Source organism: Janthinobacterium sp. GW821-FHT03C08, assembly GCF_059420905.1.
Genome location: NZ_JBWKUP010000014.1, coordinates 31,459 through 57,733 on the forward strand (window position 1 = coordinate 31,459; position 26,275 = coordinate 57,733).

Annotated in this window: 20 protein-coding genes and 1 tRNA gene; 8 read left to right on the forward strand and 13 right to left on the reverse strand. The window is 63.1% G+C overall.

Going from position 1 to position 26,275, the window contains the following annotated elements; genetic code table 11:
* The first annotated feature begins 194 nt into the window (after positions 1–194).
* Together AC07VL_RS20350 and AC07VL_RS20355 are read left to right on the forward strand one after the other, a co-directional pair.
* Positions 195–1,586: a pyridoxal-phosphate dependent enzyme gene (locus AC07VL_RS20350; protein ID WP_494807441.1), complete on the forward strand. Its 1,392-nt coding sequence runs from the start codon at positions 195–197 to the stop codon at positions 1,584–1,586.
* The gene (locus tag AC07VL_RS20355) at positions 1,583–2,764 is read left to right on the forward strand and encodes a trans-sulfuration enzyme family protein (protein WP_494807442.1); all 1,182 of its coding nucleotides are present in this window, start codon (positions 1,583–1,585) and stop codon (positions 2,762–2,764) included. The genes AC07VL_RS20350 and AC07VL_RS20355 overlap by 4 nt, the downstream gene beginning before the upstream one ends.
* A 12-nt stretch (positions 2,765–2,776) precedes the next feature.
* On the opposite strand, the gene AC07VL_RS20360 is transcribed toward AC07VL_RS20355, so the two are convergent.
* Positions 2,777–4,987 (reverse strand): penicillin acylase family protein, encoded by a 2,211-nt coding sequence (locus AC07VL_RS20360; protein WP_494807443.1) that lies wholly within the window; start codon positions 4,985–4,987, stop codon positions 2,777–2,779.
* A gap of 14 nt (positions 4,988–5,001) precedes the next feature.
* Positions 5,002–5,838 carry a hypothetical protein gene (locus tag AC07VL_RS20365; protein WP_494807444.1) on the reverse strand — a complete coding sequence of 279 codons (837 nt, stop codon included), beginning with the start codon at positions 5,836–5,838 and terminating at the stop codon, positions 5,002–5,004.
* Between the two features lie 119 nt (positions 5,839–5,957).
* Between AC07VL_RS20365 and AC07VL_RS20370 the strand changes: the two genes are divergently transcribed.
* The 6 genes from AC07VL_RS20370 to AC07VL_RS20395 all read left to right on the forward strand — a co-directional run bounded on the left by AC07VL_RS20370 (position 5,958) and on the right by AC07VL_RS20395 (position 11,088).
* Positions 5,958–6,404, forward strand: coding sequence for a DUF2939 domain-containing protein (locus AC07VL_RS20370; RefSeq protein WP_494807445.1), 447 nt, complete (start codon positions 5,958–5,960; stop codon positions 6,402–6,404).
* 115 nt (positions 6,405–6,519) lie between these two features.
* Positions 6,520–7,023, forward strand: coding sequence for a DUF2939 domain-containing protein (locus AC07VL_RS20375; RefSeq protein WP_494807446.1), 504 nt, complete (start codon positions 6,520–6,522; stop codon positions 7,021–7,023).
* A 51-nt stretch (positions 7,024–7,074) separates the two neighbouring features.
* Positions 7,075–7,287: a hypothetical protein gene (locus AC07VL_RS20380; RefSeq protein ID WP_494807447.1), complete on the forward strand. Its 213-nt coding sequence runs from the start codon at positions 7,075–7,077 to the stop codon at positions 7,285–7,287.
* Positions 7,287–7,676, forward strand: coding sequence for a nuclear transport factor 2 family protein (locus AC07VL_RS20385; RefSeq protein WP_494807448.1), 390 nt, complete (start codon positions 7,287–7,289; stop codon positions 7,674–7,676). The genes AC07VL_RS20380 and AC07VL_RS20385 overlap by 1 nt, the downstream gene beginning before the upstream one ends.
* Positions 7,677–8,002: 326 nt before the next feature.
* Entirely contained in the window at positions 8,003–9,715 is a 1,713-nt protein-coding gene (locus AC07VL_RS20390) for a methyl-accepting chemotaxis protein (RefSeq protein ID WP_494807449.1), read from the forward strand.
* A 222-nt stretch (positions 9,716–9,937) separates the two neighbouring features.
* Positions 9,938–11,088, forward strand: a protein-coding gene (locus tag AC07VL_RS20395) for an IS3 family transposase (RefSeq protein ID WP_494807450.1) whose coding sequence is annotated in 2 segments (ribosomal slippage) — positions 9,938–10,178 and positions 10,178–11,088 — 1,152 coding nt in all. Because the reading frame shifts where the segments join, the coding sequence is not laid out codon by codon here.
* Between the two features lie 306 nt (positions 11,089–11,394).
* On the opposite strand, the gene AC07VL_RS20400 is transcribed toward AC07VL_RS20395, so the two are convergent.
* The 11 genes from AC07VL_RS20400 to AC07VL_RS20450 form a co-directional block, all read right to left on the reverse strand.
* Positions 11,395–11,481 (reverse strand) — tRNA-Leu (locus AC07VL_RS20400).
* Positions 11,482–11,549: 68 nt separating this feature from the next.
* Complete coding sequence (locus tag AC07VL_RS20405; RefSeq protein ID WP_494807451.1) at positions 11,550–13,049, reverse strand: nucleobase:cation symporter-2 family protein; 1,500 nt, start codon at positions 13,047–13,049, stop codon at positions 11,550–11,552.
* A 631-nt stretch (positions 13,050–13,680) separates the two neighbouring features.
* Entirely contained in the window at positions 13,681–13,986 is a 306-nt protein-coding gene (locus tag AC07VL_RS20410) for a hypothetical protein (RefSeq protein ID WP_494807452.1), read from the reverse strand.
* Complete coding sequence (locus AC07VL_RS20415; protein WP_494807453.1) at positions 13,983–14,333, reverse strand: hypothetical protein; 351 nt, start codon at positions 14,331–14,333, stop codon at positions 13,983–13,985. The genes AC07VL_RS20410 and AC07VL_RS20415 overlap by 4 nt, the downstream gene beginning before the upstream one ends.
* Complete coding sequence (locus AC07VL_RS20420) at positions 14,330–14,827, reverse strand: glycoside hydrolase family 19 protein (protein ID WP_494807454.1); 498 nt, start codon at positions 14,825–14,827, stop codon at positions 14,330–14,332. Before AC07VL_RS20420 ends, AC07VL_RS20415 begins: the two co-directional genes overlap by 4 nt.
* 14 nt (positions 14,828–14,841) lie before the next feature.
* Complete coding sequence (locus AC07VL_RS20425; RefSeq protein ID WP_290605576.1) at positions 14,842–15,270, reverse strand: hypothetical protein; 429 nt, start codon at positions 15,268–15,270, stop codon at positions 14,842–14,844.
* A 66-nt stretch (positions 15,271–15,336) separates the two neighbouring features.
* Positions 15,337–16,632, reverse strand: coding sequence for a hypothetical protein (locus AC07VL_RS20430; protein WP_494807455.1), 1,296 nt, complete (start codon positions 16,630–16,632; stop codon positions 15,337–15,339).
* A gap of 2 nt (positions 16,633–16,634) precedes the next feature.
* Positions 16,635–17,489 (reverse strand): hypothetical protein, encoded by an 855-nt coding sequence (locus tag AC07VL_RS20435; RefSeq protein ID WP_494807456.1) that lies wholly within the window; start codon positions 17,487–17,489, stop codon positions 16,635–16,637.
* A gap of 1 nt (position 17,490) precedes the next feature.
* On the reverse strand, positions 17,491–20,124 hold the full coding sequence (locus AC07VL_RS20440; RefSeq protein ID WP_494807457.1) for a phage tail tip fiber protein: 2,634 nt from the start codon (positions 20,122–20,124) through the stop codon (positions 17,491–17,493).
* Entirely contained in the window at positions 20,121–21,590 is a 1,470-nt protein-coding gene (locus AC07VL_RS20445) for a hypothetical protein (protein ID WP_494807458.1), read from the reverse strand. Before AC07VL_RS20445 ends, AC07VL_RS20440 begins: the two co-directional genes overlap by 4 nt.
* Entirely contained in the window at positions 21,587–26,227 is a 4,641-nt protein-coding gene (locus AC07VL_RS20450; RefSeq protein ID WP_494807459.1) for a phage tail length tape measure family protein, read from the reverse strand. Before AC07VL_RS20450 ends, AC07VL_RS20445 begins: the two co-directional genes overlap by 4 nt.
* Positions 26,228–26,275 lie beyond the last annotated feature (48 nt).

Sequence of the window (26,275 nt, forward strand, 5' to 3'; positions counted from 1 at the left end):
TGCGCCGACAGCGCTGCATGGCGCGAAAAAACGGCGCATACTGGGACGATGCAGGCCGCCGTCCATATGCGCGGAGCGCATATGCAAGCATTAAAACATTCGTTCGCGGCCCCTGTCCACCGGCCTACACTGCGCGGCACGGAAAGCGGCTCGGGACACGATCCGGAGCGGCTGTTCCGCCAACAGGAGCCACCATGAATGATCGAATGCCATCCCCACCCCAGCCGCCGGCGCTATACAAGCTGATCGGCAATACCCCCTTGGTCGAAGTGACCAGGCTCGACACGGGCCTGTGCCAGCTGTTCCTGAAACTGGAATCGCAGAATCCGGGCGGTTCCATCAAGGACCGCATCGGCCTGTCCATCATCGAAGCGGCCGAAGCCGACGGCCGCCTGCAGCCGGGCGGCACCATCGTCGAGGCCACCGCCGGCAACACCGGCATCGGCCTGGCCCTCGTCGGACGCATCAAGGGCTACCGCGTGATTCTCGTCGTGCCCGACAAGATGTCGACGGAAAAAGTGCTGCATCTGAAAGCCCTGGGCGCCGAAGTGCACACCACGCGCTCGGACGTGGGCAAAGGCCATCCCGAGTACTACCAGGATTACGCGGCGCGCCTGGCGCGCGAACTGCCGGGCGCCTTCTTCGCCGACCAGTTCAACAATCCGGCCAATCCGCTGGCCCACGAAACGACGACAGGACCGGAAATCTGGGAACAGAGCGGCCATGACGTGGACGCCATCGTCGTCGGCGTCGGTTCGTCCGGCACCCTGACGGGCCTGACGCGCTACTTCCGCAAGACGCAGCCGAAGCTGGAATTCGTGCTGGCCGACCCGCAAGGCTCCATCCTCACGGAATACATCGAGTCCGGCAAGGTGTCCGACACGAGCGGCTCCTGGGCCGTGGAAGGCATCGGCGAAGACTTCATTCCATCCATCGCCGACATGGACAGCGTCACGCAGGCCTACACCATCAGCGACCAGGAAAGCTTTGATTCCGCGCGCGCCCTGCTGCGCGCCGAAGGTATTTTAGGCGGCTCGTCCACGGGCACCCTGCTGGCCGCCGCCCTCAAGTACTGCCGCGAACAAGCCAGTCCGAAGCGCGTCGTCACCTTCGTCTGCGACACGGGCACGCGCTACTTATCTAAAGTCTACAACGATGGCTGGATGCGCGACCAGGGTCTGTTGCAGCGCCCGCCGTCGGGCGACCTGCGCGACCTGATCGGGCGCCGCTACGACGAGGGCGACGTCGTCAGCGTGGCGCCGGGCGACACCCTGCTCACCGCCTTCAACCGCATGCGCGCCAGCGACCTGGCGCAGCTGCCCGTCATCGAGGCGGGCAAGCTGGTGGGCATCCTTGACGAATCGGACCTGCTGCTGCATGTGTCGAGCGACGCCGCGCATTTCGCCGGCCTGGTGGGCGCCACCATGACGACGCAGATCGAAACCCTGGCGCCCACCAGCGGCCTGCCCGCCCTGCGCGCCACCCTGGACCGGGGCCTGACAGCCGTCGTCGCCGACGATAGCGCCTTCTATGGCCTGATCACCCGCTTCGACCTCCTCAACCACTTACGCAGGACTTTATCTTGAGCCAAGACATCCCCCGCAAGAGCCATCTGGCCACGCGCGTCATCCACGCCGGCCAGTCGCCCGATCCGTCGACGGGCGCCATCATGCCGCCCATTTACGCCACCTCCACCTTCGTGCAGGACAGTCCCGGCGTGCACAAGGGACTCGATTACGGCCGCTCGCACAACCCCACGCGCTGGGCGCTGGAGCGCTGCGTGGCCGACCTGGAAGGCGGCAGCGCAGCGTTCGCCTTCGCCTCGGGCCTGGCCGCCATCTCCTCCGTGCTGGAATTGCTGGACGCGGGCAGCCACATCGTCGCCGGCGACGACATGTACGGCGGCACCTACCGGCTGTTCGAGCGCGTGCGCCGCCGTTCGGCCGGCCACGCATTCACGTATGTGGACCTGACCAATCCCGAGAACCTGCTGGCCGCGCTGCGCCCGGAAACGAAGATGGTGTGGGTGGAAACGCCGACCAATCCCATGCTGAAACTGGCCGACCTGCGGGCCATTGCCGACATCTGCCGCGAACGGGGCATCATCGCCGTGGCCGACAACACGTTTGCCAGTCCGCTGGTGCAGCGCCCCCTGGAACACGGTTTCGACATCGTCGTCCATTCGACCACCAAGTACTTGAACGGCCACTCGGACATCATCGGCGGCATCGCCATCGTCGGCGCGGAAGCACGCCAGGCGGCATGGCGCGAGCAGCTGGGCTTTCTGCAGAACTCCGTGGGCGCGATCGCCGGGCCGTTCGACAGTTTCCTGGCCCTGCGCGGCGTGAAAACCCTGGCCATCCGCATGCAGCGCCATTGCGAAAGCGCCCTGGCGCTGGCGCAGTGGCTGGAGCAGCAGGAAGAGGTCAAACAGGTGTTTTATCCGGGGCTGGCCTCGCACCCGCAGCACGCGCTGGCGCAGCGCCAGATGGATGGTTACGGCGGCATCATCTCCATCGACCTCGACACGGACCTGGCGGGCGCGCGGCGCTTCCTCGAACGTTGCGAGGTGTTCGCCCTGGCCGAAAGCCTGGGCGGCGTGGAAAGCCTGATCGAGCACCCGGCCCTGATGACGCATGCCAGCATCCCCGCCGAACAGCGGGCAAAACTAGGCATCGGCGACGGCTTGATCCGCCTGTCGGTGGGCATCGAAGACATCGAAGACCTGCGCCACGACTTGCGCACGGCCCTCGACGCGATCTGATCGGCCCGGCGACTATTTTCCCGGGTGGTAGCGGCGCTCCAGGTGCCGTTCCACCTGTTCGGGATAAAACAGCACTTCCTTGAACTCGCCGCGCGCATACATGGCCGCCTGGTCCTGGAAGTGCGGCGACTTCGGGTCGCCGCTCTGGCCGCCCGCGAGGATGCTTTTCGCCTTGATGCGGGGGCCGAATTCCACGGCCGCCACAAAGCTGTTACCCCGCTCGCCATAGATGCGCTTCGTCGTACTCTTGCTGCTCTGGCCATACGCGGCCAGCGCGCCCCAGTTGCCCGACGCGTACGGCACGGGCAGGCTGGCTTGCGCATCGTCGAACGGCTGCACGATGTCGCCCGTCAGGCGCTGGAAGCGGTTGATCTCGCCCCACGGGGTTTGCCAGCTGCCGAAATCGCGCTGCAGTTTATCCGCCGCCGTCGCCAGGGCCGCCAGGCGCTGCGCCGCAGTGACCTTGTCCGTCGCCAGAAAATCGACTACCGGCACGCCCTGCTCGCGCGCCTGCTTGCCCGTCAATTCCGCCAGTTCCTGGCCCCAGAACACGGCCAGCGAGGTAGCGGTGGAAGTGAGCGAATAGCGCCAGTCCCAGGCCCGCAGCAAGGCGATCTTGTCGGCCAGCGCCAGCTGCTGCGCGCCGCCGGCCGGCAGCGCATCGTATGCCGCGAACAGGGGCGGCAGCAGCGCCTCGAACGCCGTCAGTTCGCTGTCATACGATGCGGCGATCAGGCTGTCGAGCGTAAAACCGGTCTTGTTCTGAAAAACCTTGACCGCATGCAGGCCGCGCGCGTTTTCGCCATACACGGACATGTAGGCGGGATAGTCCTGCTGGCGCGGGCTGTTGGCGCCGGCCGCCGAATACGGCCAGTTGTTCGTATTCTGGATCCAGCCATTCTTCGGATTGAACAGGGTGATGGTCTGCGCCACCGTGTGCAGCCCTTTCCATTCCGTGGCCGGATCGCTGCCGTCGACGGGCTGCTTCCAGTTGAAGCGCGGGTCGCGCACGGGAATGAAATTGCCGTGGAAATAGGCGATATTGCCATCCGCATCCGCGTACACGGTGTTGTTCGAGGAATTCGTGCGCAATTCCATCGTTTGATAAAACGCCGCGTAATCGCGCGCCTTGGTGCGCGTGTACGATTGCGTCAAGGCCCTCAAGGGCTCGTTCATCAGGCGCACGGCCACCCAGCGTCCATCCTGCGCGCGCACGATGGGGCCGTGGTGGCTGTAGTAGACCGTGATGGTCTTCGATCCCATGGTGCCGTCGGCCCGCTTGTACGGCAGGGTAATCGGCACGGCTTTCAGGGGCCGCAGCGCGCCATCGTAGCGGTAGAACCAGGCGCCGTCCTTGTCGACGATGCTTTCCAGGTATTCGTCGATGACGTCGCCGCCGCCCGAGGTATGCATCCAGCCGACGCGCTCATTGAAGCCCTGGTAGACGAAGAACTGGCCCCAGGTGACGGCGCCGTACGCGTTCAAGCCTTCGCCGCTGGTGACCTGCACTTCCGGGCGGAAGTAGAACGACGTATGCGGGTTGATCATCAGCAGCGCATGGCCATTTTTGGTGATGGCGGGCGCGATGGCGAAGCCGTTCGAGCCGCTCGGTTCCGGCTCCAGGCCGGTCTCCAGGCTGGCCAGCGCCACGGCGGCAGGACTGGCCTGCTGGCCGTAGAACGCTTCGAGCTGCGCCAGGTTGACGGATTCGATATCGCCGCCGATGCTGCCTTCGCTGAAACTGAGGGCCATCCACGGCTCGAAATGCGTGATCAGCCTGGGTTGCACATGCGGGTGCGTGGCCAGGTAAAAATTGAGGCCATCGGCAAAGGCGTCCATCAGCTTGCGCAGCCACGGCGGGCTGGCGCGGTACTGCGCTTGCAGCTCGGCCGGGTCGATGAAGAGCTTCATGCGCAGGTCGCGGTACAGTTCGCGCTCCCCCTCCACCTCCGCCAAGCGCCCCATGGCATTGATATAGTTCAATTCCACGCGGGGGAAATCGTCCTCGGCCTGCGCATACATCAGGCCAAACACGGCATCGGCATCGCTCTTGCCCGTCACGTGGGGGATGCCCCAGGTGTCGCGCGCGATGCTGACATGGGCGGCCTGCGCCTGCCAGCGGGCCATGTCGGCGGCCGGAACGGCGCTGGAAGCGGCAGGCGCGGCCAGCGCGGGAAGACTGGCGACAGCGAAGGAAGCAAACAGGACACTGCGACGTAACATGCACAAACTCCCGGTCAGGATGCGTCAATCAAGGCGGCGATGCGCTGGTTCAATTCGGTATTTTCCGCCTGCAGCTGCGCCACCTTCTGTTTCAGGCTGGCGACCTCGCCGCGCAGGCGCTCCGCTTCGGACGGCGTTTGCGCCGCGTTTTCCGCCCACGGCTCCTTGCCCGTCTCCGGCGTATCCTGCGACACGTGCACTTTCGGCTCGCGCGGCGTGCGCGTGGCGGCGCGCTGTTCGCGGATTTCCTTGGCCGCCTGGCGCAACAGCTTCTTGCCGCCGGCGACGGCCGCCACCTGTTCTTCCGGCGGCAGCGACGCCACGGTGGCCGCCGCATTGATGGAGATCGTGCCCGAACGGACGGCTTCCACCAGTTCCGGCGAGGCCGCCTTCTGGATCTTCTCGATCTGGCTGATCTGGTTGCTGCTCAGGCGCGCCGCCTTGGCCACCTCTTCGCGCGTGCTCATGGGCGGCTTGGGCGCGTTTTCGCCTTCGGGCGCATCCTGGGCGCTGACGGGCGCCGGGCTGCGGGCGGCGACGATTTCCTTCTTGCGCAGGGCCAGCACCCCGCGCTGGAAGTCCGACACGCTGCGGCGCGCCAGGTGATTGTCGATCATCCACAGCATGACGTCGTCGAGCGAGGTAAAGCTGGTGTTCTGGATGGTCTTGAATTCGATGCCGTGCTGGCGGCAGATGGCATAGCGGTTATGCCCGTCGATCAGCACGTCGTTCCACAGCACCAGCGCGTCGCGGCAGCCTTCGGCCAGCAGGCTGCGCTCGAGTGCCGCGTATTCGCTGGCGGTGAGCGGGTCGATATACGACTGCAGCACCTGATTGATAGTGATATTCATGGTTGTCCTCAATAATGCAGCTGGCGGCGCGATGGTCCGCGCCGGCACGAATGCTACACCATCTGCCGTCCATGGCCGGGTAAAATCACGGCGGCACAGCTCATTCCAGAACACAGACCATGAAAAGAAAGTACGCCACCGCTGCGATTTTTGCCGTTGCCGCCATCGGCTTCACCTGGGTCAGCCCCTACATCGCCATGTACCGCATCAGCATCGCGGCGAAATCCGTGCGCCTGGAAGCGCTGGCGCAGCACGCCGACCTGCCCTCCATCCGCGCCAGCGTGGCGCGCCAGCTGCAGGCAGCAGGCGAAACGGCCGATGCGGAGGAACTCAAGGAAATGCTCGACACCATCGTCTCGCCGCCCGGCATCACGGTGCTGATCCTGCACGGCAAGCAAGGCGCCGATGGCCAGCGCCACGACTTCGGCATGGCCTACCGCTCCTGGAATGAGGTGGCGCTGCGGCGCAAGGGCGCCGGCCCCGCCGCCAGCCAGTTCCTGCTGCGCCGCCAGGGCATCTGGGACTGGAAACTGGCGGACATCACCTTACCGCCGGAATTACTTTGAAGAAACTTGATCTAAAACAACACTTACCTAAACCGCTATATTGATTTACGGAAATATTATGTAGAATGCCAACACTTCAGGCGCACCGGGTCGCCAGGTTTGCACGATGAAAAGAATGTTGCTTCTCGCTGTAGTGGCACTGGTCGCCCTGGCCGGCATCTTCTATGGCAGCCCTTACCTCACCATGAACCAGATCCGCACGGCGACCCTGAATGAGGATACGGAAGCGCTGGCCGCGCATATCGACGCGGCCCGGCTGCGGGGCAGCCTGGGCAGCCAACTGCAGGCCCTGTTCTCGGCGCCGGAAGTGGCGGACGACATCAGTCCCGACGTCATCGCGCCCCTGCTCGACACCATGCTCATGCCCGAAGGCATCGTCGCCTTGATCAAGCTCAATGACCGCTACGAACGTCCGCTCGCCAAGGTCAGCGACATCAGCGGGCGCCAGCGCAACACCAAGCCCGACTACACCCTGCGCTACACCTCCTGGGACAGCGTCGTCATCCAGCGCGCCCACAGCAAGAGCCACATCGGCGAACTGACCCTGACGCGCGACGGCGTGTGGGGCTGGAAGCTGACCTCGGTGGCATTGCCGAAAAATCTTCTGGCCGACGCCTGAAATACCGGCGCACTGCTATCATCTGCCCATCCCCATTCCTACGGAGGCAGCATGTCTGACCTGGTACAACACGCCCTGGCCCACGCGGCCAAACCTGCCACCACGCCCTGGGTCGTCACCCTGGTCAGCGGCGAAAAGCTGACGGGCCCCATCACGGCACTGGCCGACGGCTGCTACGCCATCGGCCTGGGGCAAATCAAATACTTTTCCAGCGACAAGGTCGCCAGCCTGAACGTCTCGGGCGCGGGCGCATTTCCCATCTGATGGCGGAACCAGCCGGGCCAGGCGCCACGGACCTGGCGGCCCAGCTGCAGGCCCTGGAAGCGGCGCTGCAAAGCCGGGCGGTGCGCGCCGACGGCAGCAGGCTGGCGGCCCTGCTGGCCGACGAATTCGTCGAATTCGGCAGTTCCGGCCATGTCTGGACGCGCGCGGCCACCCTGGCCGACTTGCCGTCGCAGCCGCTCTGCGCCCGCAGCATCAGCGATTTCCGGGTCCGGCAACTGGCCGGCGATGCGGCACTCGTAACCTACCGCTCGCTGCGGCACGCCAGCGGCGCCCTGCCCGCCAGCGCCAGCCTGCGCAGCTCCCTGTGGAAATGGCGCGATGGCCGCTGGCAAATGGTTTTTCACCAGGGCACGCCGATGCCCGGCTGAGTTGGCGACCGGCGCTGCCAGGCCTTCCCCCCAACGGGCTAACGCGCGACAGCGGAACTGGCCGCCGATGTCGAAAAGTTGTTTTCTGGCACGCAAAATCTGGTTGATTTACTGAATTTTTTATGTAACAATGATTTTAACAAATAAAACAAATAAAGAAATTTATTATTGAAATCGGTTTTATTTGCACGATCCTCACACCACGAATCCGTGTTCTGGATAGAGAAGCACTGCGTAGGGCATCACACGCTGCCAGGCAACGTCCTGCCACCCGGCCCACGCAAGCCCCCTTTCTAATCTTCATCACGCATCTTGGGAGAGGCATCATGGATAAATTCACCGTTCGCACCCAGCTCACTCTGGCTTTCGGCCTGCTGGTCTTTCTCCTCATCGGCATTTCGATCCTGTCCATGCGGAGTTTCTCCAACTTCAACACCAACTTCGAGCAGTATGTCAACGGCATCACGGCCCGCGCCAATACGGCGCACCGCGTGCGGGACGCCATCGACATGCGTGCCGTGGCGGCCAGGAATCTGGTACTCGTGAGCAAGCCGGAAGACATGGAAGTCGAACGCCGGCACGTCCTGCAGGCGCAGGCCGACGTCGTCAAGAACATGCAGCACCTGCTGCAGCTGGCGCAAGCGCCTGGCGTCTCGGACGAGGTACGCGCCGTCATCAACAAGATCGACAGCATCGAAAAACGCTATTCTCCCGTGGCGCTGGCCATCGTGGACCTGGCCTTGCAAAAGAAGAATGAACAAGCCATCGTCAAGATGAACGATGAATGCCGTCCCCTGCTGGCAGCCCTCGTCGCCGCCAGCGATGAATATTTTGCCCTGACGGACCAACGCTCCACCCTTATCCTGCAGGAAGATAAGGAACAGTACATACTCAACCGAAATATCCTCATCGGCGCCAGCCTGCTGTCCATCGTGCTGGCGGCCCTCGCCGGCTGGCTCATCACGCGCCACTTGCTCAAGGCGCTGGGCGCCGAACCGCGCCAGCTGTGCGACTCTGTCAGCCTGCTTGCCGGTGGCGACCTGACGGGCAAACTCAACGTCGCAGCGGACGATACGGCCAGCGTGCTGTCGGCCCTGCAGCGCATGCAGGTGTCGCTGACCTCGGTGGTCTCGTCGGTGCGGCAGGATTCGGACACCGTCTCCCTTGCCGCCGCGGAAATTTCCACGGGCAATAACGACCTCTCCATGCGCACGGAACAGCAAGCCAGTTCACTGGAAGAAACGGCTTCCTCGATGGAAGAGCTCACCAGCACCGTGCGCAAGAATGCGGAAAATGCCCGCGAAGCCAACGCCCTGGCCAGCACGGCATCGGAGGTCGCCAGCAAGGGTGGCGCCGTGGTGGGACAAGTGATGGGCACCATGGACCTGATCAGCGAATCGTCGCGCAAGATCGTCGACATCATCAGCGTCATCGACGGCATCGCTTTCCAGACCAACATCCTGGCCCTGAATGCGGCCGTGGAAGCGGCCCGCGCGGGTGAACAGGGCCGCGGCTTCGCCGTCGTGGCAACCGAAGTGCGCGGCCTGGCCCAACGCAGCGCCAGCGCGGCCAAGGAAATCAAGACGCTGATCGACGATTCGGTGAGCCGCGTCGACGCCGGCTCCCGGCTGGCGGCACAGGCAGGAACGACGATGTCCGAAGTGGTAGCCAGCGTTGCCCGCGTCAGCAACATCATCGCTGAAATCACCATGGCCAGCCAGGAACAATCGGCCGGCATCGAGCAGATCAACCAGGCCGTGACGCAAATGGATAGCGTCACGCAACAAAACGCGTCGCTGGTGGAAGAAGCGGCGGCCGCCGCGGAGTCCCTGCGCGACCAGGCCAACCACCTGGTGCAGACGGTCAGCATCTTCAAGACGCACGACAGCCATGCGGCGGCACCGGCGCCAGCGCGCGCCAGCGCCAAGCCGTTGCGCCTGGTACCGGCCAGCAGCGCCAGGCCCCCGGCCGCCGCACCGGCGAAACGCCGCACGGCGCAGGTCGAGGCCGTGACGGCAGGCGATTGGGAAGAGTTCTGACCCGCTTCGGGCATGCGGCCACGCATGCCCTGCATCACGCGCACGGGGGATAGCCGCCGCCAGCATCCCCCTGTCGCGCTGCGACCACATCCGCCTCGCGAAAAAAGCGCCGTACCCGTTGCCTTTCCTGTCTGCCCCTCGCGGCACCAGCGCACAACAGGCTGAATTGCCACGACAATCATAGACACTCCTGAGCCATAATTACGGGCACAAGGAGAAGGTATGAGCGGAAAGCGGTACACAGAGGAATTCAAGATTGCTGCGGTCAAGCAAGTGGCGCAGCGCGGGCACCCGGTTAGCGAAGTCGCAGAGCGGCTTGGCGTGAGCATCCATAGCCTGTACGCCTGGGTGAAACGCTATGGCGTCCCAGAGGAAGAGCGCAAGGCAGTTGATGTCCAGGCCGACGAAATGCGGCGCTTGAAAGCCGAGCTCAAGCGCGTCACGGAGGAGCGCGACATTTTGAAAAAGGCCGCGGTGTACTTTGCCAAGACGTCCGTGTAAGGTACACCTTAATTGTTGAGTTACAGGACCAATTCCCGGTGCGACGGCTTTGCAAAGTGCTCGAGGTTCATCCGAGCGGTTTTTATGCTTGGCGTCTGAACCCTGAAAGCAAACGTGCCAAGGAAGACAAGCGCCTGCTGGTGCCCATCAAGGAATCTTGGCTGGAAAGCGGCAGCGTGTACGGCTACCGCAAGGTCTGCGACGATCTGCGCGAGCTGGGTGAGCAATGCGGCATCAATCGCGTTCATCGCCTGATGCGCGCGGCTGGGATACGTTCTCAGACGGGTTACGCCAGGCGCAAGTACAAACGTGGCGGCGCGCCGTCGCTAGTGGCGCCGAATCATCTGCAGCGGCAGTTTGATGTGCAAGAGCCAAATCGCGTCTGGGTCACGGACATTACCTACATCCGGACGTACGAGGGCTGGCTGTATTTAGCCGTTGTACTTGACCTGTTCTCGCGCCAGGTGGTGGGGTGGTCGATGAGTTCACGCATTGATCGCGAGTTGGCAATGAATGCGCTGCTGATGGCCGTTTGGCGTCGCCAGCCCAGCAATACGGTGATGGTGCATTCCGACCAGGGCAGTCAATTCAGTAGCTACGACTGGCGCGACTTCCTGGACGAGCACAATCTTCAACAGAGCATGAGCAGGCGTGGAAATTGTCATGATAATGCTGTTGCCGAGAGCTTCTTCCAATTGTTGAAACGGGAACGAATTCGGCGCAAGACCTATGGCACCCGGGAGGAAGCGAAGCAGGAGATCTTTGACTACATCGAGATATTTTACAATCCAAAGCGCCGCCACAGTTTCAGCAATGGCTTGTCGCCGGTCGAATACGAAAAGCGGTATTTCCAACGGCTCTTGAGTGTCTAGCAGACTCGTGGCGATTCAGGCCACGCTTTTTTGCGCCCGCGCAAGCCAGCCTGACCTACAGGTCGGGAGACTCGCCGCCACCGGGCGCGGCCTGGCAGAGGGCATGACGGATACGCAGACCGGACAGTGGCATGGCGCACTCCCTGATGGCATTTTTTTAGAGAAAATCCCACATCCAGCAAAAAGTACCAACACAGTTCATCGCTTTTAAGGTACGCCGATGGACGCGCATGGACAACAAAAAACCCGCGCTCCCATGACGAAGGCGGGTTTTTGGACGTTCTTGGATTTTTACGGCTGAGTTCTTGGTGCCCGGAGCCGGAATCGAACCGGCACGCCCTTACAGGCGGGAGATTTTAAGTCTCCAGTGTCTACCAGTTTCACCATCCGGGCAGCGCGGCAAGATTCTAGCACAGGTGATGCCGATTGCACCATCTTGCTCGGCAATTGGCCTGTCGCCGTCATTCGCTCCCGTGGCTGTTCTCCTTCGCCTTCTCCCTGGCCTCGTCCGGCGACGCCAAACCATTGAAGAACAAATTGAGCAGCACGGCGACGATGGCGGCCAGCAGGATGCCGCTGTGCAGCAAGGGGGACAGGGCCTTGGGCATGTGCTGGGCGTACTGTTCCGCCACCAGCGGCAGCATGCCGAACCCGATCGACAGGGCCACGATGAACAGATTGTTGCGGTTGCTCTTGTAGTCGACGCCGGCGAGGATGCGGATGCCGGTGGCGGCCACCATGCCGAACATCACCAGCCCTGCGCCGCCCAGCACGAAGGCCGGCACGGCTTCGGCCGCCTGGGCAATCTTCGGGATCACGCCCATGACCAGCAGGATGATGCCGGCCGCGACGCACACCCAGCGGCTGCGCACGCCCGTCACCCCCACGAGGCCCACGTTTTGCGAAAACGAGGTGTAGGGGAAAGTATTGAAGATGCCGCCGATCAAAGTGCCCAGGCCGTCGACGCGCAAGCCGCGGCTGATGTCGGCCTGGGTGATGCGCTTGTCCGTCATCTCGCCCAGCGCCAGGAACATGCCCAGCGACTCGATCATAACGACGATCATCACCAGGCTCATGGTGACGATGGCCATCACGTCGAAAGTAGGCATGCCGAACTGGAATGGCGTGACGATGGCAAAAGCCTTGGCGCTGGCCACCTTGGCGAAATCAGCCTTGCCCAGCGCAAAGGACAGGGCCGTGCCGGCAATGATGCCGATCAATACGGCGATATTCGACAGGAAACCGCGGCCATATTTCGCTACCAGCAAGATAACCGCCAGCACGAAAAAGGCGATGCCCATGTTGTCCAGCGCGCCATAGCCGGGGTTGGCTATCATCGGCACGGGGCCGGCTGGTGCGGGCAAGCCGGCCGCCGTGGCCGCAGCAACCATGTTGGCGAAAGCGGGGTCGGCGATCTGCGCCATGGCCGGCGGCCCGCCCATGGCCCAGTTGACGCCCACGCGCATCAGCGACACGCCGATCACGGCAATGATGCTGCCCGTGACCACGGGTGGAAACAGGGCCAGCAGCCGGCTGATGAAGGGCGCGATCAGCATGGAAACGACGCCGGCGCCGATCACGGCGCCAAAGATGCCGCTGATGCCCAGGGCCGGATTGTTCGCCATGGCCAGCATGGGGCTGACGGCGGCGAAGGTCACGCCCATCATGACGGGCAGGCGGATGCCGAAATATTTGCCGATCCCCAGGGACTGGATCAGGGTCACGAGGCCGCAGCAGAACAGGTCGGCGCTGATCAGCGCCGCCACCTGCTCGGGCGGCAGCTTGAGCGCGCGGCCGACGATCAGGGGCACGGCGATGGCGCCCGCATACATGACGAGCACATGCTGCAAGCCCAGGGTAAACAGTTTGCCGGCCGGCAGCACTTCATCGACGGGGGAAGATGCGGCAGGCGCGGTACCGGGCGCGTTGCGGTGGATGGACTTCAGACGGGGAGAGGCCATTTACGCTCCATTTCCTGGGTTTCCGTGGCCAGGATGGACGCGGATGAAAGGGAAAAGCAAGAGAGAAACGGGACGACATGAACATGCTGATGGCCGGTGATGCATGCGAAGCTCCTTGGATGGGGACGACTTCAGCAAGCCATGCACGCTTCGTGCCAGCACCGATTGTATACAGGAATTGTGCCGAAATATCATCTCGGCAATAAAAAGGGGCACCGGACGCGCACTGTTGCACTGTTTTCTGGCACGCCTCCGTGCAGCCGCACCAGCAGGCGGCATCGGCCGGCATCGGGATCCGGCACGACGAGCACGAGAACGAGGACGACGACATCGACGACGCCCCAGGTGCCGCCGACAGACCCAGGCCGCAAGTGCAGGCCACAAGCACGGGCCAGCGCCGCGCCAAGCGGGCCCCGGGGCTTCACGGCCAAGTACCCCGCCAAGTACCCCAATACATGCTTGACTATCCCAGCGGCCAGAACTGGCGCGCCGCTGCGCGCCCCATGGCGCACTCGTTTCCGATTCACGGCCAACGGTGCCCGCAAGGCCACGCCTTTGGGTGCCATGCATCGCATCCCGTTCTGTTGGCCCTCAATCCAGAATATTCTCAGAACGGCGTTCTGGTGATGACTTAGCCGCCGGCGCAGCCGTCTATCAGCGCTTCCAGCTGCCGCACGTAGGCCGCACGCAGGTGTTCGCGGGCGAGCAGGGCTTGCGTTTGCGCAAAGATGCCCTGCCGCGGCACGATCGGCAAGAATGGCGCCACGGGACGCGCGACGAGACAGGGCACGACTATAGGCAGCCTGTCCGGCGCAGCGTCCTGCGCCACCATCCCTGCTGGCCCGCCCGCCGCGCAGCCACCGAACAAACAGAGCAGCAAACCCGCCAGCAACAGCGCCGCTGCGCTCTTCAACGCCGCCGTCATCGTCACCTTCACGGTATCCCGCCTGCCGTATCGCTGGCAGCGTCACTGGCAATCAATGCTTCTGCCGCGCGGCAAACGTCGCCGTCCGGCTGCAGGGCCAGGATGCGCGCCGCTGCCGCCTGGGCATCAGCCTGGCTGGCCTGCGCGCTGGACAGCGCCTGCCGTGCGCGCGCAGACCGCTTTGCCCCCTCCTTGCGCAAGGCATAGACTGCCACGTTCTGGCGCTGCAACGCACCTTGCAGCGCCTGCACTTTCCCCGCGCAAGCGGCGCGTCCCGCTTCGTGTCCCCAGCGCTGGGCGCACAACACGGCTACGCCCAGCAGCAACAGCAGGGCCAGCACCATCGACGGCGGCTTCATGCCAGCACCCTGCGCGCCGTCTGATACAGCGCCAGGCGCTCGGCCAAGCCATGCACGCCGCCATTGATACGGCGCGTCAGCCTTTCCTGGTCGCCCGCATCGGCCAGCCGGTTCAGGCCGCGCGACTGCCAGAACCAGCCTGCCGAACGGCAAGCGTTGCCTGGCTGCTCCAGCAAGTCAGGCCGGGACAGCAGATCCAGGTGCAAGGCCACGCCGCAGGCCGCATAATTGGCGCGCCCCGTCACCTGCAGCAAGCCGCGTCCCTTGAAACGCATGCCGTCGCCGGCGACGACATTGCCGAGGTCGCCGCGCCCTTCATACGCGGCGCCGCTGGCCAGTTCGCGCACGTAACGCAGCTGGCCCGATTCATGGCCCACCTGGGCCAGAAATGCTGCCTGGCGCAGCGGCGTATCGATGCCGAATTCCGCCATGGCCGCCTTCAGGGGTTCAAGGAACAGCGTAGCGCGGCGGCCAGCCAAGGGCATGATCTGCATCAATTGCGCGCCTGTCACAGCACGCCCCGCACGTCCTTGACGACGGCCGCCGCATCGGCCGCCAGTTCGCCGATATCCTTGCCGCGCCGCTTGTCGAACCAGCGCACGCAGGCGCCCAGTACCCACCAGGCGGGCAAGCCGGCCGCCACCATCAAGGGCGCGGCAATGAAAAGAAAGCCCGTGGCCGGGTCGCCGCCATACAGGCCTGCCACGGTTTTCGCGCTGTCGAACAGGCTGGGCCACCATGACAGCACGGCGGCCACCAGCAGCGGACCGAGAAAGGTGGAAATGATAATGCTGGAACAAAAGCGGATGAATGCCTCCTTGGTGGACTGGGGCCACATGAACATGAAGCCCAGCGACGTGGCGGCGGCGCCGGCCAGCACGGGCACGCCAAACAGTTTGATCAATGCGCCGCCGGCGGCGGTGGTTTCGAGGGCCATGATTGCCTTTCTATTGGAGAAATAAAAAAACCCGCCGAAGCGGGTTGGAGGTGAATTGCTGGTCTGCTACACGGCCTTGACCATCACATAGGCACGACCGTCCGGCTCGATCGAAATGACGCGGCCGACGGCATGCAGGTACTGCTTTATGGTGAGGTCATCTTCACGCACGGCGATACCCTTGATGCCGTCCCCGTCCTGTACCGGCACGATGTAGTCGCCCGGCTGGGCGCCCAGCACGTTCACCGGCACGCGGCCGGCGATGGCAATACGGTCGACCTTCTGGCGCTCGACCTCCAGCGCTGCCTCGAACGTGGCCATGGCCTCGCTATCCTGCTGCACGACGGCATCATGCGCGGCCAGGGCCGCAGCATAGGCAGCCTGCTTGGCCGCCCACTCGGCATCGGTATCACCGGGCGTCACCACCTCGCGATATTCGGGTGGATTAGTGCCGGGCAGCGCCTGCTGCTCAATTACATCGGCGCGGCGTAGCGGCGGCATCGGCGCCATCCCTGCCCGTGGTGTCGGCCGTGGCCCGACGCAGCTGGCCCAGGAGTCGCCACCGACGAAAGAAGGCTCCGTTGACTTAATGCCAAAAAGAACTGCATCTGCCCATTTATCTGTGAGGGTATTGTCAGCTGTAATGCCTACCATTTGGCCCTTGGCAACAGTGCTGCAGTACTCAGCCTTAAGGAAGTACTCCGCATAATCATTACCGGCTGTATTAACGGTGCCGGCTGTAGACATGCCACGAGACGTGCCCGAATCTTTCGAGATGAACAGAACCGAGTTGGCTTGCGTGAATGGCGAGCCATCGCCTGCGTAGATTGCGATCGCCGGGTTAAGGTCTGCACGACCTGCCGACATCACATAACCACCAGCACTCACGGGCGTTGTAACCCGCATCTGTCCTGCTACCTGTAACAGTTCTTGCGGTTGAACCGAACCGATTGGTACATTCGTTCCGATAAGCAGTTTACCGCTTTCTGTAAACCGCGCAATCTCCCGGAAGCTAGCACCGCCTGCGCCCACCTCAAACGCAGTGTATCCGGCAGCGTTCAGCGTAGGATCTCCGGCGCCGACAATCCGGCTGCCGTACCCGCCGCTACCACCAGGATAACCGAACCGGATTGCGGTACCTGCAATACCGGCTCCACCAGCATTGGTGAGCAATGCAAGTTGCTCAATGATGCCAGCCGTTCCCACGCGAAGTGCGGTGACGGTTGAGGTCGTCGTCAGCGGCCCCGTCATGGTCCCGCCGGTCAATGGAACAGCATTGTAGGGACCAGCGGCAAATGCATCCCACATCTGGTTCAGCACTTCGACCACGTTTTTCATGCCTGCGTAAAATTTTGATGCCATTTTTAAATCCCTTCGATTTGTAGTGGTGCGGAATAGGTCTCGTAATACGGTGTGGACACCGCATCGAGGTTGCTTGCCTTGCCATACAGCATGTGGTCCTGCTCGAGGAGCGGGTCAGGGTTTTCCGGATATAAGCTAAACAGCACTGCGCGCTCCTTGCCGTTCTCGCGCAGAATGCGCATGAACCTGGCGCGGTCTTCCGGCGTAAGGTGCGCCAGCTGGATGCTCAGCTTGTCACTGGACGTGCCTATGACGGTTTTCATGTCGCCCGCAGCCGTACGGTAATCCTCGCTGGTGTCCTGCAGCTGCAGCTGGGCTCCGTAATCTGCGTTGCATTCGGGCGACCAGTAATTGCCCGTTACCAGGCGCGACAGCTCGATGTAGCCATCCGGCGTATCGGGGCACAACACGTCGATCACCATCCGGCGCACGAAGACTGGAGCGAACCATGTCACCGCATCGGCGCCACCGCCGCGTGCCCAGCTGTTCACGCCGCCCCAACGGTAGGCGTTCCAGCCCAGCGGCAGTTCACCGAACGGATAGGATTCCAGCGGCGCCTCGGGGCAAGGCATGGTCCAAGCGGAATCCAGTACCGGCACCGCGTCGCCCGGCTGGGCAAAGGCCCGCACGCGCATGCGCGCGCTGCTGGTCAGATTGGTAAAGATCAGCGCCACGCAAGCGATGGCCTCTTGCGTCGGCCAGGTGGCCGTGATGGTCTGCACCGTGCCGGTGGCGCGCAGCACGGCCGATTTACTGTCGCGCTGCAGGTTGGCTGGGCCCAGCGTGCCGGCCTGACTCAATGCGGCCAGCACGGCGCGGTCGGCGGCGTTGTCGTGAATGATGCGGAGATTTGGCATGTTATTCCACCGTAGTATTAGATAAGCGTTGATACACCGCATTCACAGGCGGGCGATCAGCGCCAGGACGAGTGCCTATCGTCACCGCCTGCTCCACCATGGCCACCGTCACGCGGTAGGTATGATCGGCAGCGCTATGCGTATCATCAGTAAAAGTAAACGCCCCCGTTACACTGAGGTTGCATGTGGACGGCTCATCAAAATTGAGCGTATTTTCGATGGCAGCCGGTGGCCCTGTAAAAGTGGAGGTGGCCAGCAACGTATCCGCCGCCGCACCTGCAAGCCCCCTGTACAGGCGTACCACTGCTTGGGTACTTCCGGCTCCCGCCGTGTACTTGGCGCGGGTCGATCCCAGGCTTCGCCGCCAATCGAAGCTGCAGATCACCGTGATCAAACCGCCATTCGAGCCGAAGGGGCCGTTGATTAATTGCGCGTTCGGGTTTATCTCCGGGCTGGTCACCGCAGTTCTCAGCGCCCCGGCGGTCAACGCCCCGCCGAAATAGCCTGCGCCAGTGCGCTTGAGATAGAAAATCGCGTTGACGTCATTTTTGGCGCCGGCGCCGGCCCACATGGCATACACGGGATCATCCGGCCCCATTTCGACGCGAAACCCAGTGCCCTCGCCCGACACCACGTTGCCAGCGAACGTCGCCTTGCCGCCAATAATTTTCAGCCCTGGCGCGTACATATCTCCATTGCTGGAAATTTGCATGTATCGCCCGTTGCCGTAACTCCCCCACAACGCACCTTCAGGGCCAAGATAAAATCCCGTGCCATTGTTTTCCGGCCACCCCCACCCCGTGAAACTGCCCCCCATCACCGCACCGCGCGCTGTGAGGTTATTCACCTCCATATTGCCGGCGCGGCTCAAACGCCAGCCGGCCAGGCCCGCCGCATAGTTCGATGACCAGATATCCCCACCAATTTTGGCATTCGTAATCGAGGCGTTCTGGATGAACGCATCGGCGATATACACGCCGATGGGGATGGTGACGCCGCCTATCACCGTCTCCGTGGTGCGCACGATGAACGGCACGGCAGTCGGAATGCCGCTGCCGGCCGGCGCCGCGATGAAGAAGGTGCTGGCGCGCACGCCGAAGTCGACGCGGCCGCCGCCACCGATCAGCTCAAAGCCGCCGGAAACGCCATTCACATCCACCTGCACGCCATATTTCGCCCGCGCCTCGCCCAACGACTCGGCGGTGGCATCGGCCAGCACCTTGACAGCGGCGTACTTGTCGACCAGGCCCGTCACCGGGTCGCGCAGGGTTGCCTGCGCCTGCTGCAGGAACGATGCCGCTGCCTGCGCGCTGCCGTCGGCATTGGTCTGCGAGTTGGCCGCCTGCGCGGCGTATGCGCCCGCATCCGCCGCCCGGGTCGTCGCCGTCGTGGCTGAATTATTTGCGGCGATGGCCGACTGGCCTGCCTCGTTGGCCTTGGCGCTGGCCGTGCCGGCCGAACCTGACGCCGCCTGTGCCGCGTTGGCGGCGCCGTCGCGCGCTGCCTCGGCGCTGACCTTCGCAGCGCTCGATGCGGCCGATGCCGTCTCGGCGGCGTTCGCGTAGCTGGCGGCGTTCTGCTTGCTGTCAGCGGCGGCAGCGGCGCTGGCGCCGGCGCCTTGCGCCGACTGCGCGGCAGCTGCTTGGGATGCCTGGGCGGCCGACGCCGAGCCGGTGGCGCCGGTAGCCGCCTGCGATGCCTGGCCCGCCGAGGTGCTGGCACGGCCCGCATCCGCGTTGGCGGCCGTGGCCGACTGGCTGGCCTGGCTGGCGTACTGCCCGCCCTGGCCAGCAGCTGCAGCCGCCTGCTGCTTGGACAGCAAAGCGGCAGCAGCCGCTTCCGTGGCAGCGGCGGCCGACACCGCCGCGCTGGCCGTGTCGCCGTAGGCCTCGTCCAGTACGTCGATCAGGTCGATCTTGGCGCCCAGGTCGGCATGCAGCTGCGATTCGGTGATCTCGCCCGTCAGCACGCCCAGCAAGTGCTCGACTTCCGCATCGGACGCGCCGATGGTGCCGCTGCCGGCGTTGTACGGCCCGGGGATGGCCGCGCGCGAGACGTAGCGTATCCAGTAATACCGGGTAACGCCCGGCCCCACCGGATCGACGTATTCGCGGCCATCGGCGCGGCCAACCAGCGCCGCCTGGGCAAAATTATTGACCGGTGCGCGCCACACTTCCGTGTGCGACAGATTACTGTAGTTGGCCGGCGCCGCGTCCCATGCCAGCGTAATCGTGGCCGGATGCCCGGTGGCGACCAGGCCGGTCGGTGCCGGCGGCGGGCGCAGGTCCAGCGCCTGCTGCTTGGCCACCGTCTGGCGGGCAACATAGGTCAGCCCATCGATGACCGTGGTGGCCGTCACCGTCACGATGCTGGCGGCCATGTCGGCAAACTTCAGCACGGCGTCGCCGTTGGCTACCGTCAGCGGCACGGCCGGATCGCTGGAAAACGTGATCTCGCCCACGGCGCCCAGCATCAGGGCCGAGAACGTGATCGCGGCCGGCGTCGGCGCGCCGGCCACCGACACCTCGAACAGCGTGGCGCTGGGCGTGAGCAGCAAGGCGCGGTCGATGGGCGCCGCATAGCGCGGTACCGTGTTCATGATGAGCGTGTCGCGCTCCCCAAAAATCGCGCTCATGCCAGCACCCCCACCGTCGCTCTGCCCGTCAGCCAGAAGCGCGACAGCATCACCACCACACCCGGCACGCCGTCCTGCAAGCCGAAGCGATCAGCGCGCAACGTTACGGGCTGCCCCAGTTCCAGCATCATCATCTCGGGTTCTCCATCAAATTCGTAAATGGTGCGCGGCACCTTGTTCAATTCCAGGCGACGCTGCGCTTCCGCGCGGGCGTCGGCCCGCATTTTCAGGCACGTGTCGATCTGCACCGGATCATCGGACAGGCGGTAGCGCGCGCGCGCCGCCTCGTCGACCACCGTCTCCGTCAGCCACTCGGTGGCGTACAAGTCCGCGTGCGCGGGCGGGATGCTGGTCGTCAGGCCAGCCTGCAACGTCCAGTTCCTGTCGAAACCGATCTTCACGGCAGCCGTCACCGGCAGGCGCTGCGCGGGACGCAGCGAGCGTTCGCGCATCTGCTCCGGGCCGATCGCCACCGGCACGCCAGCGGCCGGCAGCGCGATCTGCACCAGGCGCAATCGCCCCGTGCGCGACATGATCGCCTGGGCGCCCACGCTGGCCGCCAGTTGCTGGATGGCCTGCGCCTGATTCGTGCGGTCCGCTACGTACAGGCCCACCGGCTGCGGGTGCGCCGCGTCGAAGGCCGCCAGATTGACCAGATCCAGGTCAGCCAGCGTAAAACGGTCGGCGGCCTTGCCGTAAGCAGTGGCGATGCGCTGCACCAGCGGCGCGATGCGCGGCGCATAGCCGCCGCCCTTGTCGCCCTGCACGCTGGCCGTGATCGTGGTGGAAAACGGATCGGTCGTCAGGTTGAAGCGGCCCGCCTGGTTATTCAAGGCCACGGCGATCGGCTTGCCGTTCGTGCGCACCTCGAACGTCGATTCCACCGCGCCGAGAAAACCGTATTCCAGGGTGGCGGGATCGGTCAGCAAGGGTGCCACGTTGTGGCATTCGCCGAAGGGAACCGGCAGGATGGCGTCCTTGTTCGGCGTGCTGCCACCCAGCTTGGCTTCGGAAATCGGCGTATTCAGGCGCTGCAGCTTGTCGCGCAGCACCAGGTTGACCGACTCGCGCCCCGCACTGGCCACGTCGGCGATGATGCCGTCGAAGACCAGCTGGAAATCGGCTCGCGGCCAGGAAGGATCGCCGGCCCAGGCCTTGATCGGCCGGTTCATCCAGACGTCGCCCAGCCAGCCATCGAGCGCGCCGTCGGCGTTATCGAGTTCGATATCGCCGCCCGACAGCCCCGCCTCGCCGGACAGGCTGACCTGTTCCGTGAAGGCCAGGCCGCCCTTGGCCAGCGGCTGGTACGCGGTATTCGCCGGCACCTCCTGCGGGCCGGTCACGTAGGGCCGCGAAGCGATATAACGCGTCACCTCGCTGCCGGCCACATTCACTTGCGCCTCGATCAGCACCATGCGGATGGCCGAAGAGCTTTGCAGCCATTTCTGAAATTGCGCATCGGTCATGCGTATTCTCCTTTCACTGCACTGGCCCAGGCAGATGCCCTGGACGATTTATCCACGCCATCGACCACCGTCCTGGCAGCGTTGGCGTTCGATTCAAAGGTGGCTTGGATGGTGGCGCCCGTTTGCGCGCGCTGGTCGGCACGCAAGCCTTCCAGCTCCACGCGCATGGCCTGGTTGTCCTCGCGCAGGCCGCGGATTTCAGCGACCAGGACGTCGGAGCCGACATTCGCCGCCGAGGAGTAACGCACGGGGTCGAAGACTGCCGCTGCAACAGGGGAAGTCATCGCGGCCAGTGCTGCGGCCACGGGAGGATTACCGAGTTGCACGCCCAGATCCGCCGCGCCGCCCATCGCCGCGCGCAGACCGGCAATAGCCTGCGCCACCGTCAGCACGCTGTCGTTGATGGTGATCAGGCCCGAGACCTGGGCATTGAGCGCATCGAGGCTGGCCTGCTGCACGTCGACCTGCGCCGCTGCCCATTTCAACGCTTCCTTGTTCGCTTCGACCACGCGGGCATAATCGGCCGCATAGCGGGCGTCGGACGCATTGACCACCTGCGACGCCGTCAGGAAGGCCTGTTCGGCGGCAGACAAGCCCGATTGCGCCGTCGCGTCACCCGCATTTGCGGCCGCCAGGGTTTTCTCGAACTGCGCCCGTGCCTCGGCATATTTCTGCTCCGGCGTGAGCGTCGACTGGGCGCCCAGGGCCAAGCTGGAATTGAGACCGTTCAAGGTCGCCACCCACGATTTCGACTTGTCCAGCGCCGACTTGGCCGCCGCCGATTCCGTTTCATACGCCTTGGACAGCGCATCCTTGGCCGTGGTCACCGCCTTGAGCGCCTGGATCTGGTCGAACAGGCCTCGATTGCCTTCGGCGATGCTGGCGCGCTGCGCTGCGAGCAGCTGCGCTTCGCTTTGCGTCAGCTGATTCAGCTGCTGTTGTAAGTCCCGCCGTTCACTGGCGATGTCGCTTGCCGTCTTGCTCACTTCGGCCAGTTCGCCCGTGGCTGCGGCCAGGTCAGCGGCATAGTCAGCAGCCTTCTTGAACGGCTCGGCCAAGGACAACAGGGCCACATACAACTCAGCCGACCCTTCTTTTCCGATGGCCACACCGTCAGCAGCGGACAGTACGGCAGCCTTGAAGCCATCCATCGTCGTCACACCACCCAAACTCAGCTTGCCCATGGCGTCATTCACCGACTTGGTGATCGGTGCCATCTTTTCGGATTCAGACAGGAAATTCTCGTAAAAATACGAGGTACCGCTGGTCAGCTTTTCCAGGCCACCGGCAGTATCGATCAAGTCTTCACTCAGCTTTACCGCTGCCATTCCCGTGACGCCGAAAGATTTTCCCAATACAAACAGGACATCACTGACCTGCTGGAAATCATTGGCGATACGGTTCAGTGTCTCAAACGCGCCTTCGCCTATCTTGGCGAAATCGCGCAAGCCGGTGACGCCAGCATCAGCCATCTTGTCGCCCAGCGCCGAAAATGCCGTTTCCAGCGCTTTCTGCTGTTCCTCAGCCGACAGTCCTTTCAAACTGATCTTGCCCAGATCGACCTTGAAGCTGTCCATCCGCGCATTGAAATCGCCCCCAGCCACGCCCATGACGTTGGCGGCGCCACGAATGGCATTGCCCATGCTGACGATAATCATCGTGAACTGTTTATTGACGTCATCAGACATTGCTGCTGTCTCGGTCTTGTTCTTATTACTATAGGTAAAGCCTAGTGCTTTCTTCTTGGTATTGACATCGGCATACGATTGGGCAGTAAAACCGATATCCTCGATCTGCCCCAGACTCATGGCCTTGCCGGTAATCCCCTGATCGACTACCGTCTTGGAGGTATTGAAAAGTTTGGAAACAACACTGCCCAGCACCGTGCCTACCACACTTCCCAGTACCAATCCCAGGGGACCGCCAATTGCCGCCATGCCCATGCCAAGATAGGTCCCCAGCATGGCGCCACCCACGCCTCCAGCCGACATACCGGCAACAACGCCCAGCGTGCCTCCCAGTACTTTGGTTCCGGTCTGCACGCCTGCCGCAGCACCACCCGCTCCCGTCGCTACCGATTCGCGTGCCAGCAGGTTGGCCAGGTTGCCGATGCCCGCAGCCAGCCTGCGCAGCGAGTTATCCATCGAAATGGTATGCGCCAGGCCCAGCCCGGAATTTTTTTCCATGATGGCCAGGCTGCGCGCGATCGAATCACTTTTAGCGGATGAGTCGCCCAGCACCGTGCCGGTGCCGTTTGCTTTCTGGCGCTCCTTGGCGACATCGACATTGCCCCCGCCTCCGCCGCCAATCGCCACACCCAGGCCAGCCACGATCGCCGCCATGGCCGCCATGCGGCCAAACGCCGTATAAGGGTCCCCCGAGCCTTGGCTCAGTACTGCGCTGATACCCTTGGGCACCAGTTCGGCCAGGGTCATGGCCACTTCGGCCGCATGAAATACCTGGGAAACCGTGGTCAACGCCTTGTAGCCAGCACTTTGCTCGTCAAAGAAGCCGGCCGCGGCACCGGCCATGTCGCTGTAACCTTTCATCTGGGCTTGCGTGGAATCAAGCTGCGCTTTCGATTTCGCGGCGATTTTCGCTGGTTCGTCCTCCTTGGCATCCTCCTTCGCATTAGCCAGGGTCCGTTGAATATCCTGCTGGGCCTTCTTGTGATCAACCAGCGCTGCGGTAACCTTGCCTATCGTGCCGCCCACCTTACCGAAGGCCTTTTCCAGCGCATCGCCCAAGGCTTTGGCGCCATCGGCAGCCTCTTTCCATTGCTGCTCGTCGGCTGCCTTGGCATCGGCGCGGTCCTTGGCCGTTTTTGCCTTCGCGTCGTCTTCCTGCTTTTTCCGCGTGTCTGCTGCCTGCTGGCGTGCGATTTCTTTCACCTGTGCCAGCTCGGCCTGCATCTTCGGCTCCACCCTCGCTTTGGCGGCGCTGGCTTCAGCGATCTTGTTCCTGTTTTCCTGAACAGCCAACGGCGTTTTCGCCTTGAAGGCGCTCAACACATCGATCTGCTTCTGGTAGGCATCCGCCTCTGCCTTGCCGCGCTCGCGAATGGTGTTTCTGCGACTTTCAAAATATTGCTCTTCGCTTAAAACGCCACCCTTGCGGTACAACTCATCAAGTTTGGCGCTCTGCTCATAAGCCTCCGTTTTCAAGCGCAATTCATCTTGAATGGCTTGCAACTGCCCCGCACGCCGCGCATCGCTGTCATCGGAACCAAATGCGGGCGGAGGCGGCGCAACCTTGTATGCAGCATGAATGGAAGCGCGCGTCTTTTCCTGCTCTGCCTTGGGAACCGCCAGTGGCGTTCCATTCAGTGTGGCAACGTGTTTGTTGTATTTTTCAAGTACTGCGGATTCCTGGCTAATTTTTTGGGCATAAATCTCAGTGATTGCGTCAATGCCCTTTTTTGCTTGTTTTTGAGCATAATTTTTTTCTTGAACTCCGCGCTGCGCATCAGCAACCTCTTTCTCTTGGGCTAGCCTAGTCACCAGCACCTGCCGCTCCTTTGCTTTCTGCTCAAGATAGCGCTGCAGTTCCTTGCCGCTCATGCCCATGCCTTCATGCGTACCCATGCTGGCATGACCAGTAACTTTGGCTGAATTGACCTCCAGGTCGAGTTGCCTGATCTCGTCTTCCGTTGTGGTCCTGCGTCCGATGCCATTGACACTATCTTCGCCATTCGACCAGAGGGTCTTCATAGCCCGCATCGCCGCACCAACGATGCTCAGGTTTTCGCCGCGTTTTTTCAGCTCCTCGTTGTAACTCTTCGCCGTCGCAATCATCGCTTCCTGGGTCTTGCCCTCCTCCACCAGCGTCTTGATATGCTGGTACTGGCTGGCATCCAGCGTTCGATACACCTCGGCATGGGTATCGACCCAGTTGACAACACCGCCTGCCATCTTGGCAAAGTCCGCGGCAACTTCCCCTGCTGGCTTACCAGTAATCTGTGCAGTGGTCACGGCAGCTGCACCTACCGACAACATGGCTTCGCCCGTAAACTCTCCCGTTTCCAGCAACGTTTGCAAAGCTGCGCGCGCCTCGCCCATGCCGGCATTGTCAAGATCGGTAACCGACTTGACCATGGCATTGAACTGCCCTTCGCTGATGCCGGCAGCGTTGCCTGTCAGTTGCATCGCCCTAGCAAAATTATCCGACTCCTTTTGTCCCTTCACATAGGCTTTCGCTGCAGATGCGGCAGCCTCCCCGAGCATTTGCAGCGCCAGCACCGGCCCCGCGCCCAGGCGCGTGACAGCCAATTCCGTCAGGCCGGATACATTCGCCAGCTCTCCCAGGCCATCCTTGATTTTCCCGACGTCGGCGTTCATGCCGCCTTCGCCGATCTTCAGCGATGCCCTGGCAAAGCCTTCAACGGCGGTCATACCCTTGAACAAGGCATCCGAAGCGTCGCTGCTTTCGTCACCAAGTACTCTGGACGCGTCTGCCGCCGCGCGTACAGCTTCGGCCTGCGCGCGCATGACTTGCTCGGAGTCGCGCATCCTGGCGTTAACATCCTGGACCTGCTGCCCAGCCTCGCCACTGGCGTCGGCAAGGTCGTTTACGGCTTGCGTACCCGCCCTTACCTCCGCCGTATTCACAACAATTAGTATTTCCGTTATCTCTGGCATGGTTGGCCCATAAAAAAAGCCGCGCATGGCGGCCGGGTTGAAAAATGC